Source organism: Ensifer adhaerens, assembly GCF_013283195.1.
GTDB lineage: Bacteria > Pseudomonadota > Alphaproteobacteria > Rhizobiales > Rhizobiaceae > Ensifer > Ensifer adhaerens_G.
On the sequence record NZ_JABEKT010000002.1, the window covers coordinates 501,761 to 517,332 of the forward strand.

The 15,572-nt window shown below is 63.6% G+C and carries 15 protein-coding genes; 10 read left to right on the forward strand and 5 right to left on the reverse strand.

The features are described 5' to 3' along the window. Positions 1 to 125 precede the first annotated feature (125 nt). Positions 126 to 1,598 carry a MocR-like pyridoxine biosynthesis transcription factor PdxR gene (gene pdxR / locus LPJGGPFB_RS18835; protein WP_173421471.1) on the forward strand — a complete coding sequence of 491 codons (1,473 nt, stop codon included), beginning with the start codon at positions 126 to 128 and terminating at the stop codon, positions 1,596 to 1,598. A 65-nt stretch (positions 1,599 to 1,663) separates the two neighbouring features. Here the strand turns inward: pdxR and LPJGGPFB_RS18840 are convergent, their stop codons facing one another. Together LPJGGPFB_RS18840 and LPJGGPFB_RS18845 are read right to left on the reverse strand one after the other, a co-directional pair. Next, entirely contained in the window at positions 1,664 to 1,855 is a 192-nt protein-coding gene (locus LPJGGPFB_RS18840) for a hypothetical protein (protein WP_173421472.1), read from the reverse strand. A gap of 105 nt (positions 1,856 to 1,960) precedes the next feature. After that, positions 1,961 to 2,632 (reverse strand): GntR family transcriptional regulator, encoded by a 672-nt coding sequence (locus tag LPJGGPFB_RS18845; RefSeq protein ID WP_173421473.1) that lies wholly within the window; start codon positions 2,630 to 2,632, stop codon positions 1,961 to 1,963. 175 nt (positions 2,633 to 2,807) lie between these two features. Between LPJGGPFB_RS18845 and LPJGGPFB_RS18850 the strand changes: the two genes are divergently transcribed. From LPJGGPFB_RS18850 to LPJGGPFB_RS18870, 5 genes are read left to right on the forward strand one after another with little or no spacing between them, the layout of a single operon-like run. Then, entirely contained in the window at positions 2,808 to 4,259 is a 1,452-nt protein-coding gene (locus LPJGGPFB_RS18850; protein WP_173421474.1) for a M20 family metallopeptidase, read from the forward strand. Continuing rightward, entirely contained in the window at positions 4,256 to 4,975 is a 720-nt protein-coding gene (locus tag LPJGGPFB_RS18855; protein ID WP_173421475.1) for an ABC transporter permease subunit, read from the forward strand. The genes LPJGGPFB_RS18850 and LPJGGPFB_RS18855 overlap by 4 nt, the downstream gene beginning before the upstream one ends. Continuing rightward, positions 4,975 to 5,700 carry an ABC transporter permease gene (locus LPJGGPFB_RS18860; RefSeq protein WP_173421476.1) on the forward strand — a complete coding sequence of 242 codons (726 nt, stop codon included), beginning with the start codon at positions 4,975 to 4,977 and terminating at the stop codon, positions 5,698 to 5,700. Before LPJGGPFB_RS18855 ends, LPJGGPFB_RS18860 begins: the two co-directional genes overlap by 1 nt. Then, complete coding sequence (locus LPJGGPFB_RS18865; protein ID WP_173421477.1) at positions 5,697 to 6,479, forward strand: ABC transporter ATP-binding protein; 783 nt, start codon at positions 5,697 to 5,699, stop codon at positions 6,477 to 6,479. Before LPJGGPFB_RS18860 ends, LPJGGPFB_RS18865 begins: the two co-directional genes overlap by 4 nt. Before the next feature lie 38 nt (positions 6,480 to 6,517). Continuing rightward, positions 6,518 to 7,375, forward strand: coding sequence for a transporter substrate-binding domain-containing protein (locus tag LPJGGPFB_RS18870; RefSeq protein ID WP_173421478.1), 858 nt, complete (start codon positions 6,518 to 6,520; stop codon positions 7,373 to 7,375). 150 nt (positions 7,376 to 7,525) lie between these two features. Here the strand turns inward: LPJGGPFB_RS18870 and LPJGGPFB_RS18875 are convergent, their stop codons facing one another. Together LPJGGPFB_RS18875 and LPJGGPFB_RS18880 are read right to left on the reverse strand one after the other, a co-directional pair. Continuing rightward, complete coding sequence (locus tag LPJGGPFB_RS18875) at positions 7,526 to 8,404, reverse strand: iron-siderophore ABC transporter substrate-binding protein (protein WP_173421479.1); 879 nt, start codon at positions 8,402 to 8,404, stop codon at positions 7,526 to 7,528. Then, positions 8,398 to 10,623, reverse strand: a complete 2,226-nt coding sequence (locus tag LPJGGPFB_RS18880; protein ID WP_234902933.1) for a TonB-dependent siderophore receptor — start codon at positions 10,621 to 10,623, stop codon at positions 8,398 to 8,400. Before LPJGGPFB_RS18880 ends, LPJGGPFB_RS18875 begins: the two co-directional genes overlap by 7 nt. A 346-nt stretch (positions 10,624 to 10,969) precedes the next feature. Between LPJGGPFB_RS18880 and LPJGGPFB_RS18885 the strand changes: the two genes are divergently transcribed. Genes LPJGGPFB_RS18885 through LPJGGPFB_RS18895 form a run of 3 tightly spaced genes read left to right on the forward strand, consistent with a single transcriptional unit; the run spans position 10,970 to position 14,546 of the window. Continuing rightward, on the forward strand, positions 10,970 to 11,716 hold the full coding sequence (locus LPJGGPFB_RS18885) for a helix-turn-helix domain-containing protein (protein WP_173421480.1): 747 nt from the start codon (positions 10,970 to 10,972) through the stop codon (positions 11,714 to 11,716). Continuing rightward, complete coding sequence (locus LPJGGPFB_RS18890) at positions 11,713 to 12,576, forward strand: ABC transporter ATP-binding protein (RefSeq protein WP_345791049.1); 864 nt, start codon at positions 11,713 to 11,715, stop codon at positions 12,574 to 12,576. Before LPJGGPFB_RS18885 ends, LPJGGPFB_RS18890 begins: the two co-directional genes overlap by 4 nt. After that, a complete protein-coding gene (locus LPJGGPFB_RS18895) occupies positions 12,576 to 14,546 on the forward strand; it encodes an iron ABC transporter permease (RefSeq protein ID WP_345791050.1) in 1,971 nt (656 codons plus the stop codon). Before LPJGGPFB_RS18890 ends, LPJGGPFB_RS18895 begins: the two co-directional genes overlap by 1 nt. 167 nt (positions 14,547 to 14,713) lie before the next feature. Here LPJGGPFB_RS18895 and LPJGGPFB_RS18900 read toward each other — a convergent pair whose 3' ends face one another. After that, positions 14,714 to 14,944: a hypothetical protein gene (locus LPJGGPFB_RS18900; RefSeq protein ID WP_173421481.1), complete on the reverse strand. Its 231-nt coding sequence runs from the start codon at positions 14,942 to 14,944 to the stop codon at positions 14,714 to 14,716. A 250-nt stretch (positions 14,945 to 15,194) separates the two neighbouring features. Here LPJGGPFB_RS18900 and LPJGGPFB_RS18905 point away from each other — a divergent pair, with 250 nt between their 5' ends. Then, a complete protein-coding gene (locus LPJGGPFB_RS18905; RefSeq protein WP_173421482.1) occupies positions 15,195 to 15,560 on the forward strand; it encodes a hypothetical protein in 366 nt (121 codons plus the stop codon). The last annotated feature ends 12 nt before the right edge of the window (positions 15,561 to 15,572 follow it).

Genomic DNA, 15,572 nt, shown 5'->3' on the forward strand with positions numbered 1-15,572 from the left:
TCGGGATCTGTCGACTGTTTTGCCGATCTCATTTTCGACCATTAGGAATAGAGCAGCTTTGCCGTTTGCTTTATAGCCAGATTGAAAGTTAGATAAGTCCAGTTGTCGTCGTTGGGAGATCGGACGTGGCGCGCATCTCTGTTCCGGAAACCGTGTTCTTCGTCGACCGGGCGGGCCGCGCCAGCTTGCAGGCCCAGATCCGCGAGACGGTCGTTTCCGCCGTGCTGTCGGGACGACTGCCGCCAGGTGCCCAGCTTCCCTCTACCCGCAAGCTTGCAAACTATCTCAATATTTCCCGCCTGACCGTCACGCTTGCCTATCAGGAACTGGCGACCCAGGGATATCTCGACGCGGCCGACCGCAGCAGTTTCCGGGTCGCCGACAAGCCCCCCTTCAACGTGCTCGGCGCGGACGTGGCTCCACCGGACGCGGAAGCTGTGGACTGGTCGTCCAAGCTGCGCTCGACCTTTCGTGTCGCCAAGCAGATGCGCAAGCCGCTCGACTGGAGGCGGTATCCGTACCCCTTTCTCTACGGCCAGATGGACCCGTCTCTGTTCGATCTCTCCGCCTGGCGAGATTGTGCCCGACGAGCGCTGGCGCGCGAAGACTTCGAACTGATGGCCGGCGATTTCGCCGCGTCGGATGACGTGCAACTGGTCAATTACATTTGTTCGCGTACGCTGCCCGGGCGGGGCATTCGGGCCAATCCCGATGAGATCCTGGTGACGGTGGGGGCGCAGAATGCGCTCTGGATCGTTATTCAGCTGTTGCTGCGGCGTGGCTCGCATGCCGTCTGTGAAAACCCCTGCCACCCGGATATGAGTGCCTCGCTGCGGCTGAGCGGTGCCAAGGTCACGGTGCTGGACGTCGACGACGGCGGGCTGCCGCCGGCGAACCTGCCTGAGCAGGTCGACGCCGTGTTCGTGACGCCGAGCCATCACTCCCCGACGGGAGCAACGATGCCGATGGATCGCCGCGTCGCGCTGCTCGAAGCCGCTTCAAGCAGGGACTTCGTCATCATCGAGGACGATTACGAGTTCGAAATGAGCTTTCTCGCCCCGCCGTCGCCGGCGCTGAAGGCCTTCGACAGAAACGGGCGGGTGTTTTACATCGGCAGTTTCTCGAAATCGCTCTTTCCCGGTCTGCGGCTCGGCTATCTCGTGGCGCCGGCGCCTGTGATCCGGGAGGCGCGGGCGCTGCGCGCCCTGATGCTGCGCCATCCGCCGGGCCATCTGCAGCGCACGGCCGCCTATTTCCTGGCGCTTGGCCACTACGACGCCGTGCTGCACCGGATGCGGGAGGAATATCACCTGCGCCATCGGGTTATGGCAGAGGCGCTCAATGCCAACGGACTGAAGATCGCCGGATCGGCAGCCTTCGGCGGGACCTCGTTCTGGATCGAAGGGTCTGACGGTCTGGATGCCGACAGGCTGATGGCCGACCTGCGGGAAGACGGGGTGCTGATCGAATGCGGATCGCCGTTCTTTCCGACCGAAGAGGAAAGCTGCCGCTTCTTCCGCATGGGGTACTCGTCGATCGGCCGGGACCGCATTGCCGACGGCGTCAAGTTGACGGCAAGCCGAATGGCGCAACGCTGATCGAAAAGGCCCCGGCGTCGCCGGGGCTCCGTCCCGTCAGCCGGGATCGGCGTGCCTGCCGCTTTCTAGCCGTTCGACAGAAGGGCCAGGATCTCGGTGCGGTTAAGCTTCTTGCCGCTCGCGACGTCGAAAATCCGAAGCGCGATCCGGTTGGCGGGTGGGTCGGATTGGGTGCAATTGTTCTGGGTGCACCACTCGGCCAGAGCTTCACGCATCTCGATGATATCGGTTGCTGGCGGATTGCGGGTGTTTGACATGGCAGAACCTCATTTTCGCCTTGAGCTTAGGTTCTGCACCACTCCGTCACAACTCTGAGAAATCAGGGGGAACCGGCCGTTTTACCCATCAGAAAGCACGGTACGTCATGCCTGACGCGCAGCGCTTTCAGTTGGGGCGGCATCGCCCGTCTGGCGGATATGCGCCTCGATCAGGTGTTTGAGATCGGCGACATCGCGGGCTTCGAGCGCATCGACCATCATGTGGTGCTCGCGCGCCGAGCGTTCGACGCGGGCTCGTGTGCGCCACTGCGAGACCGGTGCCGACGAGGTGCGTTGGCGGATTTCGGAAACGAGATCCACAAGCTCGTTGTTGCCCGACAGGAGCAAGAGTTCGCGATGGAAGGCGAGGTTTGCCTCGTAGTGCTCCAGCACGGTGCCCTCCATCGTCATCCGGTCAAAATGGCTGGCGAGTTGGCGCAGTTTGGCGATGCTTTCGGGCGTGGCCCTTTCCACCATCAGGTCCGCCACCGCGGTTTCGAGGATGACGCGGATGTCACTGACTTCCTGCGCGCGCCGCCCGTCCGGCTGATAGACGTGATAGCCGCGGTTGGGCACATGTTCGACCAGACGCTTCTGTGACAGCCGGTCAAGAGCCCGACGAACCTCCGGCCGGGTGCAATCGTAGCGCTTTTCCAGGTCGATCTGCTTGAGCCAGGTGCCGGCCGGAAGCACCCCGGTCAGGATGTCTTCGAGAACGAGATCGGTGACGTCTCGGTCGTTGGCCGCATTTTCGGTCACATCGTGCATTTCGGTCATGGGCATTCCTGTTTTCTCGTTTGCCGGCGGGCTCGTTTGGTTCGATCCGCGATCGGTGCGAATTCGGCGTGAGATGGATACCGAAAATATCCATCGCCGCCCATTGCGCAAATTATTTTTGTATCCTAAATTGGCGCCAATTTTGGTAACTATCGCATGTGGGACGCTAAACGCAATGAAGAATACGGAACACGTATGGTCGATCGTCGAGGAAAAGAGCCCGGCCTTCTTCGCGCTCAGCGACCGCGTCTGGGACAGTCCCGAAACCAATTACGAAGAGTTTCAATCCGCCAGCGAGCACGCCCGCCTGCTTGAAGCCGAGGGGTTTCGCGTCGAGCGTAATGTCGCCGGCCTGCCGACTGCGGTGACGGGCGAGGCCGGCGAAGGCGGCCCGGTGATCGCGATCCTCGGTGAGTTCGACGCGCTTCCGGGCCTGAGCCAGGTCGCGGGCCTGGCCGAAGAGCGCCCGGTCGTTCCCGGAGGCAACGGCCACGGCTGCGGCCACAATCTGCTCGGCTCCGGCTCCATGCTTGCGGCTGCCGCGGTCAAGGATTACCTCAAGGCCAATGGTCTGAAAGGGCGCGTGCGCTATTATGGCTGTCCGGCCGAAGAGGGCGGCTCGTCCAAAGGCTTCATGGTGCGGGCCGGCGCCTTCGACGATGTCGACGTCGCCATCTCCTGGCACCCGGCAGCCTTTTCCGGCGTCAACAATCCGATCTCGCTTGCCTGCAACGAGATCAATTTCCACTTCTCCGGTCGCGCCTCCCATGCCTCGGCGACGCCGCACCTCGGTCGCAGCGCGCTTGATGCCGTCGAGCTGATGAATGTCGGCGTCAACTACATGCGCGAGCACATGCCATCGAGCGCCCGGGTGCACTATGCCATCACCGATGCCGGCGGCAACGCACCGAACGTGGTGCAGGCCCGCGCGACGGTGCGTTATCTCATTCGCGCTCGTTCCTTGCCGGACCTGCTCGGCCTGATCGAGCGCGTCAAGAAGATCGCTGAAGGGGCCGCGCTGATGACGGAAACGACCGTGCGCCATGAGGTCATCAGCGGGGATGCCAATCTTGTCGGCAACGGTCCGCTCGAGGCGCGGCTCCACACCTGTCTCGAGCATCTCGGGCCTGCCGCCTTCGATGCCGCCGACCTGGAGACGGCGCGAAAGTTCCAGGCCACCTATACGCCTGACGATATTTCCGCATCCTACGCCCGCTTCGGCCTGTCGCCGCGCAAGGGGCAGCCACTGTGCGACATGATCTATCCGCTTTATGGCGGCGACGGCAGCATCGTCGGCTCCACTGACGTCGGCACCGTGAGTTGGGTCGTCCCAACGGTGCAGATGCGTGGCGCGACCTATGCGATCGGCACGCCGGGCCATTCCTGGCAGCTGGTCGCCCAAGGAAAACTGCCGGCGGCCCACAAGGGCATGGCCCATGCGGCGAAAGCCATGGCGAGCCTTGCCATCGACCTGATGTCGGATCCCGAACTGGTGGCCGCCGCCAAGGCGGACCATCGCAGCCGGCTCGACGGAACGCCCTTCGTCAATCCGATCCCTGATGATGTCGATCCGCCTCTTCCTGTGCGCGAGGCAAGCTTCGCCGAAAAGGGAGCGCAGGCATTGTGACCCAACCCGGTATCCTCGAACTCCTCAGTTTTGGCCCCGACGGCTGGGGAAACATCCTGCTTGCCGGCGCGATGATGACGATCCTGATCGCACTGTCGGGTTACGCGACCGGTGCTGTCATCGGCGTCCTTGGCGCCTGGGCGAAAGTGAGGGGCGGGCCGGTCACGCGTCTGGTTGCAGATGTCTACACGACGGTGCTGCGCGGCATTCCGGATCTGCTGGTCATCTATCTGCTCTATTTCGGCGGTTCCGCCGCAATCTCCGCGGTTGGGCATCTGTTCGGTGCCGAAGGCTTCATCGGCTTTCCGGGCTTCCTTGCCGGCATGCTTGCGGTCGGGATTACCTCCGGCGCACAGCATACGGAGGTTTTTCGTGGCGCGTTCAGGGCAGTGCAACCCGGAGAGATCGAGGCGGCGATTGCCTGCGGCATGCCGCGGTGGCTGCGCTTCCGGCGCATCGTTGCGCCGCTGACCCTTCGGCACGCGCTGCCCGGCCTCGGCAATGTCTGGCAGGTGGTGCTCAAGGAGAGTGCGCTGGTCTCGATTACCGGCGTCGCGGAACTGCTCCGCCAGTCCCAGGTTGCCGCAGGCTCCACCGGCCTGCCCTTCGATTTCTACCTGATCGCCGGCGGCATCTATCTGGCGATCTCGACGGTATCGAGTGCCGTCCTGCACCGGGCCGAGCATCATTTCAGCCGCGGCGTGAGGAGAAACTGATGGACTGGACCTTCCTTCAGGAGACCTTCGTCAGTCTCATTTCTGCCGTCCCGCTGACATTGCTGCTGGCGGTCAACGCGATCGCGTTCGGCGCGGTCCTGGCGGTCGGCATCGCCGTTGCCCGTTTTTCAGCCATCGCGCCGCTGCGCTGGCTGGCGCAGGCCTATGTCTTCGTTTTCCGCGGCACGCCGCTGCTCGTCCAGCTCTTCATCATCTACTACGGCCTCAGCCAGTTTCCGGCCATTCGCCATAGTCCGCTCTGGCCGATCCTCAGGGAGCCCTACTGGTGTGCAGTGCTGGCGCTTGCGCTCAACACCGCCGCCTATGCCAGCGAGATCGTCCGCGGCGGTCTGCTTTCGGTTCCTTTCGGACAAATCGAAGCGGCCAGGGCATGCGGCATGTCACGTTTCATGATCTTCCGGCGCATCACGCTGCCCCTCGGCGTCCGGCAGGCGCTGCCCGGCTACGGCAACGAGATGATCTCGATGGTCAAGGCGACGTCGCTGGCATCGATCATCACGCTCATGGAAGTGACGGGCGTTGCGGCGCGCATCATCTCCGAGAGCTACCGCGCGATCGAAGTCTTCGTCGTCGCCGGCGCCATCTATCTCACCATCAACTTCCTGCTCACCCGCCTGGTGCAGCTCGTCGAGTTCCGGCTGAGCCCACACCTCAGGCAGCCGGTCGCGGTGTTGCCCGCCATCATCGAAGGAGAAGCGCATTGAGTTCGCCCGCGTCGTCCGTTGCGCCCGTCGCCATCAGCGTTCGGGACATCCACAAGAGTTTCGGCCCGATCGAAGTCCTGAAGGGCATTTCGCTCGACGCACGCGAAGGCGAGGTCGTCTCCATTCTCGGCTCGTCCGGCTCGGGCAAGTCGACCCTGCTTCGCTGCATCAACATGCTCGAAACGCCCGATCGTGGCGCGGTCACGGTTGCAGGCGAGACCATCGAGATGCTTGCTGCCGGCAACGGCAAGAGCCGCCCGCGGGATCGCGCCCAGGTGGATCGCATCCGCTCGCGCCTCGGCATGGTGTTCCAGAGCTTCAATCTCTGGTCCCACAAGACGGTGCTGGAAAACGTCATCGAGGCCCCGATCCACGTGCAGAAGCGCCCGCGCGCCGAATGCATCGAGGAGGCTGAAGCGCTTCTTGCCAAGGTCGGGATCGCAGCCAAGCGCAATCACTACCCGGCGCATCTTTCCGGCGGCCAGCAGCAGCGGGCGGCGATCGCCCGGGCGCTCGCCATGCGCCCGGCGGTGATGCTGTTCGACGAGCCGACATCGGCACTCGATCCCGAACTCGTCGGTGAGGTGCTGCGCGTGATGCGCGCGCTCGCCGAAGAGGGGCGCACGATGCTGGTCGTCACCCACGAGATGGGCTTTGCGCGCGATGTCTCGAGCCGGGTCATCTTTCTTCACCAGGGTCAGATCGAGGAAGACGGTCGACCAGACGAGGTATTTGGCAACGCCAAATCCGAACGCTTCCGGCGGTTCATCAAGGCGTGAACCGGCGGCCTTAACCACTCAAAAAAGGGGAACTACCAATGAACTACACGAAATCGGCAATGAAGGCATTGTGCATCGCGACGATGATGTTTTCGGCCACCGGCGTGCATGCGGAAAACAAGACGTGGACGCGCGTGTCGATCGCAACCGAAGGCGGGTTCAAGCCTTACAACTTCACAAAGCCCGACGGCACGCTCGACGGCTATGAGATCGAGCTCAGCAAATATCTCTGCGCCCATATGAAGGTGGAATGCGAGATCAACGTCCAGAACTTCGACGGCATGATCCCGGCGCTGAACGCCGGCAAGTTCGACGCGATTATTTCCGGCATGTCGGCGACCGCCAAGCGCGAACAGGTCATCGACTTCAGCGACTCCTACGGTTCGACGGGCCAGGCATTTGCTACCTCGAAGTCGGGCCCGCTCGCGGCGCTGCCTGAAAAGGGCGTCGTGTTTTCGCTCGCATCGAACGAGGCAGGCGCTGTCGCCGAGATCGAGAAGCTGAAGCCGTTGCTCGAAGGCAAGACGATCGGCGTCCAGATCGCCTCGACCGGTGCCGCCTTCGTCGACAAGTATCTGAAGGGCGTGGTCGAGGTGCGCGAGTACAAGACCACCGAAGAACACGACCTTGATCTGGCTGCCGGCCGCGTCGATCTGGTCATGGCCTCGATGGCCTATCTGACGACCGCTTCCGAAAAGCCCGGAAACGAGGACATGACCACGACCGGCCCCCGCTTCCAGGGCGGCTTTCTCGGTCGTGGCAGTTCGGTTGGCCTGCGCAAGACCGATCCGGAACTGAAGGCACTGTTCAACGCGGCGATCGCAGCCGCCAAAGCGGATGGAACGATCAAGACGCTTTCAGAAAAGTGGTTCGGCTTCGACGTCACGCCGCGATAGGTTAAGCATCTCGATCAGACACAGCTGATTGCTTTTTCACCGGACGCCGTCGCGCACGATCGCGGCGGCGTCCGACTTGCCTGACGGGCGAAAAACTGTGCCTTCGCCCCTGATCTGCCAAGCGTATAGACCCGGCCGGACCCGCGTCGATCAGGCCTGCATTTTCGCAATCGCATTGGTCGCCAGTCCGAGCAGCGACGCGGGGCCGCCGAATGGCCAGCTTGGCAGGCCCACTGGAACCATGCCTCCCGACGCGACCACCGGAAGCATCGGCCACAGCGCGCTATTTTCCAATTCTACCGGCGCTTCGTCGGCAAGCAGGATAAGTTTGGATTTTCCATCGAGCGCAGCGAGGCCCTCGAGCCCGATGGTGCTGAACCCGAACGGTTCGGCCGGCAGATCGAGGGCCGCGGCAAAGCCGGCCCGGACGAACATCTGCATCACCGCCGAGTTCGATGTGAAAATGCGCAGGCGCGGCACGCCCGGCAGCGGTTGGGCAATCAGCACTGGCTGGCCGCCAAGCTTGCTATCGGTGATATTGGCCGCGATGTCGGCAAGCTTCCTGTCGAAATCCGCAAGCAGCCCGTTGGCCGCTTCGCTGCGGCCGAGCGCTTCGCCTGCAGCTTTGGTTGCGGTGTAGACTGCGGCCAGCAGGTCACCGTCTTGCGGTTGGTCATCGAGGAGCCGCGTCGGGGCGATTTCCGAAAGCTGCTGTTCGAGCGCCCGGTGTCGCAGGGCGGAAGACAGAATGAGGTCCGGCCGAAGACGGTTCAGAGCCTCCATGCTCGGTTGCTGGCGCCCGCCGACATCAATCGCATCGACAAGCCCGTCGTTTTCGATCGACACCCAGCGTCGATAGCCGTCGAGATCGGCCACGCCGACGGGACGTTCGCCGAGCAGCAGGGCGATCTCGGTTGCCAGCCATTCGAGCGTGACGAGCCTGCGCGGCTCGCCGGCATGAAGGCGCGGTGCGGCCAGAAGCGACAGGGCGCCGAAAACGAAACCCCGTCGTGTCTGACTGATTACCATTTGATGCTCGCGGTGGCGACGACGGACCGGCCCTGGCCGTAGTAGCACTGAGTGGTGGTGTTGCAGCCGGCGACATAGGTCTTGTCGCCGAGGTTGTAGCCGTTGAGCTGCAGGCGATAGCGATCGTGTTCGTAGCGAACGAAAGCATCGACGAGCGTGTACCCCGGGACGAAGAACGTGTTGGTGGTGTCGCCGGCAGTCTTGCCGATGTGGCGCACGCCGCCGCCGATCACCAGTTCGCCTTCCCAGGCGTCCGGCAGGGGCATGTCGTAGCTGACGAACAGCGACTGCTGCTGCTTGGGAACGGTATAGGGCATCTTTCCGATCTGCGACGCGGTCTGGCTTTCCGTGACTTCCGGATCCTGGAAGCTGGCGGCCGCTGTCAGGTTGAGGCCATCCCAAAGGCTGGCATTGGCTTCGATCTCGACGCCGCGCACCCGGACTTCATCGGTTTGATAATAGACGGTGGCGATACGGTTGACCACATTCTGCTGCGTCGCCTCGAAGGCCGACAGCGTCACGTCGAAGTCTGCTTCGTCAGGCGCATACTTGACGCCCACTTCCTTGAGCGTGCCGGTCGTCGGCTTCAGCGGCGTATTGGCCAGCGTCAGCACCGGCAGGAACGAGGTCGAATAGAGCGCGTAGGGCACGACGCCGTTGTCGAAGACATAGGCCGCGCCGACGCGGCCTGTAAACTGGCTCGGATCCTGTGTGTATGGCGTCGTCACGCCGGTTGCCAGCGCCTTGGACTGAGAGCTGATGTTGACGAAATCCTGGCGCCCGCCGGCGGTGAGCCGCAGTCCACCCAGTTCGATCTGGTCCTGGACATAAATGCCGACCTGTCGCTGGATCTGGTCGAGGCGGGTCGTAAGCGCCGCGGGCGTGAACGGCTGGTCGTAGGTCGGATCGAACAGATCCTGAGTCGGGCCGACCTTGGAGCCGGTGTTGTTGATCAGGCGCTGCCATTGAAAGTCGACGCCGGCCAGCATCGTGTGTTGCATCGGGCCGGTATCGAATTTGTACTCGAGGTTGGTGTCGAGCGCATAGGCGTCGAGCACCGGCTGCGCATTGTAGATGGTGCGCGTGATGGTCCGGTCGTCGGGGAGCAGGCCGCTGGTAAACAGGTTCTGATAGTTTGCGTCGAGACGGGAGTAGCGGAAGTTCTGTCGCAGCGTCAGGTCGTCGCTGAGCGCCTGTTCCAGGCGATAGCCGACATAGGCCGTTTCCTTCTCATAGGTGTCATAGCGCGGGTCGCCGTCGGTGAAGTTCCGTGGGATCGCCATTCCCAGGCTATTGGGCAGTACGCTGCCGCGCGCCGGGATGATCGCGCCAGCCTGGCCGGCGTCGTCCTTCATGTAGGCGCCGTAGACGGTGAGGCTCGTATCCTCGTCCGGCGTCCAGGAGATCGTCGGGCTGATGGCGAAACGGTCGTTCTTGCCGAGCTTGATGCCCGTTTCGCTGTCACGGTAGATGCCCATAAGGCGATAGGCGAGATCGCCGTCCTTGCCGAGCGGGCCGGTGAGGTCGAAGCCGGTTTCCTTCTGGCTGAAGCTGCCGTAGCGCGCGTAGACTTCGCCGCTTGCTTCGTCGGACGGGTCCTTGCTGATCATGTTGACGACGCCGCCGACATTGGTCTGGCCGAACAGAGCCGAGCTCGGGCCGCGAAGGACTTCGACGCGGTTGAGGAAATATGGCTCGACGCGGAAGCCGGCATAGCCGCCTGTCTGGTTGGCGATCTGCGGGATGCGCAGGCCGTCGAGATAAAGATCGGCCGGGAAGCCGCGCACGGTGAAGTAGTCGGAGCGCGTGTCGTTGCCGTAGCGCTGGCCGTTGACGTTGGCGCTATAGACCAGGCTGTCGGCGACGGATTGCACTGCACGATCCGTCATGCTGGCCCGCGTGATAACCGATATGGATTGCGGCGTCTCGGCGACCGGTGTCGGCGTCTTGGTGGCCGATGCGCTGTCCTTGGCAACATAGCCTTCGCCGGGCGAGCGCGAGGTCTTCGTCGAGGCGCGGCTGCCGTCGACCGTGATCGTCTCCAGCTTTGTCGCCGGCTGGCCATCTTGCGCATGGGCGAGTGGCATCTGCGACAGAATTGCGAAACCGGCGACACTGGAAATCAGCAGGCCATGGGTCTTCGAGCGGGCTTTTTGCGCGGAACGCATCGGCAGGTCGCCGTTGGAGGAGCGCGCGGAACTCGAATGCCTGTGTACCATTGCCAATTTTCCTGACCTTGCATGTCCAGAGCGGCGGACCCGCCTGCGGGTGCAGAAAGGTCGGTGCCTGTCGTCTTCTTGCGGGTCTGTCGAACCGCTTACGGCGACTAACTAGACTTTTGTAGTCAACATTGTCAGGTCAAAAACGATCGCGATCGGGCCAATATATGGCCCGATGAAGTGCGAAGTAATTGAATAAGGGAAATGGGCCAAATATCGCTTTGAAAATACCCGGTGCCGTGTCTATTGCTCACCGAAATATGGGCCGGAAGAGCAATCCCGCCGGGCATGAGCGAGAGGCGCAACGCAAGGTAGCGCTCAGCGGATAGCAATTGATGAGGACGAAGTGAAGCGCCCGCAGCAAGCCATCGATCTTCAGACGGTTCCGCGGCCCGTTGCGGCGATGACACGTCTCTACGAGACGAGTGTCGATTTCGGCTGGCACAGCCACCGGCGCGGGCAATTGCTGCAGAGTGTCGAAGGCTTCATGACGGCGCGAACGCTGGATGCATCGTTCATCGTGCCGAGCGGGCATGGCCTGCTGATCGCACCGAACCTGCCGCATGCGGTTACCAGTCATGGCCGGGTAAGGATGCAGTCGCTTTACATCGAGCCGGTGACCGATCCGGTGCTCGGCTGGGAGCCCGTCCGGGTCATTCCCACCTCGCCGTTGCTGTCGGCGACCGTTTCGGCCCTGCTTGAAGAGCCCGTGCTCTATGACGAGGATGGCCGGGGCGGGCATCTCGTCGCCTTGATCCTGCAGGAAATCACACGCGCCAAGGAAGGTCCCTTCGCCCTGCCGATGCCGCAGGACAAGCGGTTGCAGAAACTCTGCATGGATCTCTCCGACAGGCCGTCCATCGATCTCGATATCGACAGCTGGTCCGACATGCTGGGCATGAGCCGGCGCACGATGACCCGCAAATTCAGGATGCAGACCGGCATGAGCTTTGCCGAGTGGCGGCGGCGTCTGCGCATCGCCCATGTCATGCGGCGTCGTGCCGAAGGCGCACGGCTGGAGGAGGCGGCTGTTGACGTCGGATATCGCTCCGTTTCGGCCCTGCGCAATGCACTGCGCGAGGTGCTGTCGTGACCGTTGCGGCGATGGCGGTGGACACCGCTGAGGCAAGGCGTGCCGCAATCATCGAGGCGACGGATGTCAGCGTTGTCTTCAATGGCGTGGCTGCCGTCGATCGGGCCTCGGTGGCAATTCATCCCGGCCGGATCACTGCGATCTGTGGTGCCAACGGCTCGGGCAAGAGCACGCTGCTGAAGTGCCTTTCAGGCCTCGAGGCGCCGACCGGCGGCGATATCCGGCTCGCCGGTCAAGCCCTTGGCGGTCTCAGCCGCCGCGACATCGCAAGACAGGTTGCCGTGCTCGGGCAAAACCCCGAAACGCCGGCGGGATTGAACGTCGAGGAACTGGTTGAGCAAGGGCGATACCCGCATCGGCCGTGGCTGACGCGGCTGAGGACCAATGACAGGGACGCGATCGAGCGGGCAATCGCCGCCGTCGATCTCGCGGACATGCGCAAGCGCCAACTCGCCTCGCTGTCCGGCGGCGAACGCCAGCGTGCCTGGGTGGCGATGGCGCTCGCCCAGGAGCCGCAGATCCTGTTTCTCGACGAGCCCACGAGCTTCCTCGACGTGCGCCATCAGGCAGAGCTTTTGACGCTGCTGCGCCGGCTCAACCGCGAGGATGGGCTGACGATCATTGCGGTGCTGCATGATCTCAATCAGGTGATCGAATTTGCCGACGACGTCATCCTGATGAAAAAGGGGCAGGTGCTTTCGACGGGTGCGCCGGCTGATATTTTTACGCCGCAGAGCCTCAGCCATGCCTTTGGGTGCAAGGTCGATGTGGTCGCGCATCCGCATACAGGCCGACCCTTCTGCCTGATCGACTGGGTCGGCGACGATCGCGGTCGCGATCGCGCTGGAGACGATCGCTAGTGCGTTCGGCATCGTTGCATGCGTCGACCGCAGTTTCACTGAGGCTGATGTTCGGGTTGGGGCTGGTCCTGCTGATCGGCCTTGCGCTCCTGGCGCTGAAACAGGGCGGCGGCTTGGTCGCCTGGGGCGATATTGTCGCGGCCCCCTCGCGCCCCGAGACGCTGGCGCAAGCCATCATCGAGGCCATTCGCGCGCCCCGGCTTTCGGCTGCGATCCTGGTCGGCATCTGTCTCGCTGTCGCCGGCGCCGTGATGCAGACCGTGCTGCGCAATCCGCTTGCTGCACCCGATATTCTGGCGGTGACGACGGGCGCGCAGCTTGCGCTGGTCATCGTCACGCTGCTTCTGCCGTTCTATGTGCCGAGCCTCGCGGCGACCGTTTTCGGCGGCGTTTTCGGCGGGCTCGCCTGCCTGACGCTGGGTGGTGGCCTCCGTGCGCCGCCGGTTCGTCTGGCGCTTGCCGGCATCGCGGTTTCGCTGTCGTTTGCGGCGATTTCGTCGGCGATCGTGCTGATGGCCGACGATAGGGCCTCCGGCATCGTCCTCTGGTCGGCCGGCATCCTCGACCAGACAGGCTGGACGAAGATCGCAACCGTCGGGCCGGCCGTCTTCGCGGGGCTGTTCGTGGTCAGCTTGATGGCGCCGTCTCTCGATTTGCTGGGGCTCGGCGAGGATTCGGCCAGGGGCCTTGGCGTGACCCGGGCGGTGACGTTGCTTGCCCTTAGTGCCAGCGTGGTTCTGGCCGGATCGGCCGTGACGCTCGGCGGTCCCATCGGTTTTGTCGGACTTGCCGTTCCCAATCTGCTCCGTGGCATCGGCATCACCCGGCATCGCCATGTCATTCCCCTCTCGGCAATCTGGGGCGCTGTGGCTGTTCTGATTGCCGACGTCACGGCACAGTGGCTGGGCGCCGAAGGCTCGTCGATCCCGACCGGCGCGATCGTTGCCTGCCTTGGAGCCCCGGCAATGCTGGTCCTGCTCAGATTTGCCAGGATCGGCCAGGAACAGCGGCCGCGGGCGCTTTCGATATCCGCTCGGCTGCCGGCCAGCCTCCTCTTTGCTGTTCTCCTGGTCGCATCGGCGGTTGCCGTCGCGTCGGCACTCGCCGTCGGCGACGGCGTCGCCAGGACCGTGTCGGAGCTGGTGGCCGTTTTCGATTTGCGGGCGCCGCGCCTTCTGGTCGCCATGGGCGCCGGCATGCTTCTGGCTGGCGCCGGCGTCTTCCTTCAGGCGGCCACCCGCAATCCCTTGTGCGGGCCGGAAACCCTGGGTCTGGCACAGGGGGCAGCCCTTTTCAGTCTTGTGGCGCTTCTCGGCGGGTTGCTGCCGGGCTCGCCGGGCTTCCAGCTGGTGGCGGCTGCGGGTTCCTTTGCCGCCCTGTTCTGCCTCTTTGCCTTCGGCGTTCACCGGACACCGGAAAGGCTGGTGCTTTACGGCATTGCCCTTGCGGCGAGCCTCGGCGCCTGCGGCACCATCGTCGTCGTCGAGGCGCGGCTGCAGACCACGCAGGCCTTGTCGTGGCTGGCAGGGTCCACGCATGCTCGCGGCATGGACGACGCGGTAGCCCTCCTACCCTGGCTCCTGCTTCTGCTCGTTGCAGCCGTGTCGTTCTGCTCGCGGCTCGATGTGCTGGTCCTCGGTGACGACACGGCACGGTCGCTGGGGCTCTCGACCAGCAGAACCCGTCTTGCTGCGGCCGCGTGCGCCGCCGCCTTCGTCGCCGGCGCGGTGTCGTCCGTCGGCGCTATCGGCTTCGTCGGTCTGCTCGCGCCGCATGCCGGAAGGCTTCTCGCCGGTCCGAAACATGCGCGCCTTCTACCTGTTTCGCTGGTCCTCGGCGCTGTTCTCGTCGTCGTCGCCGATATGTTGGGACGCAGTGTCATTGCGCCACGCGAGTTGCCGGCAGGCATCGTGACCGCATTGGTCGGGGCGCCGGTGTTCGCTCTGCTGCTGCACCGTCGTCGTTCCTGAAGAGGATAGACCAGGCAGGCGGCGATAACCTTCGGCGTTGCTCACGCCCTCGCCCCGAAGCCTTTTCGAAGACCGGTCAGGATGTCGGTCCATGGGGAGCCTCGGTTGACGTGCGCAGGCGGATCAACGTGAAAACCCTCTGCCCGCTGCGCCTTCAGCCGCTGCTCTTAATTGCGGAATATGCCCTTGTAGTAGGCTCCGTTCCTCGGCGGAGGGTGGTTGACGACCACGGCAGGACGCTTGTTTTTCGCAGGCGCGGCGGACGGCCTTCCCGATGCCTCGGCATTGCGTGAGCGGTCCTGTGATCCGCCCTGGGCTGCGGCGGGGTTCGCGACGCCGGTGCCGATCGTAAAGGCCAGCACTGCAATGACCGACAGTCCGCGGAGCATTCTGCGCATTGTTCCATCCCCCTGTTGCTGCGTCACGGTAGACGATCGCATGAGCCTGCGTCGATGCTGTGACGCTTGCAGCGCGCTGCCCAGTCTCCAGGATGGCGCCAACATGCCCACCAACCCGATCCTCGCCTGGAAAAGCTGCGCTTTGCAACCCAGCAGGCGGGTGCGGCGGGCCATATTCTATTCTGGATCGGCTGAATGCGCGCCGATCAAGTGTTAAGATCGCGGCTCCAAGGCGACGAGGGCGAGTGACATGCTGAGCGCGGACCGCAGTGACCGGGGGCCATTCTGGACACGACCCATTCCAGTGGGGCAGGCGGAGCTCAATCCGTCCGTTCTCGATGAGATTGACGCAAATGGGGGGCGGACCGGATTTCGCGGCTACGTTCTGCAGATCTTCGAGGCGCTGGATGCGCCGCCTTCGGGGGTTCTCGAAATCGCGTTCAATCGGAAGCAGCGTCGCGCCTGCGGCATTTACGAAAGCGAAGCATCGGGCCCCGCCGCCCGAAAGGATCATGTCGTCCTGATGACCGATCCTGTCTGGTTTGCCGCCTCGACCCCGCAGGAGGCCGCAAACGTCCTGTTTCAGACGCTGGTCGACCGCGCGCCTGATCTTTAAGCGCACCCGAAC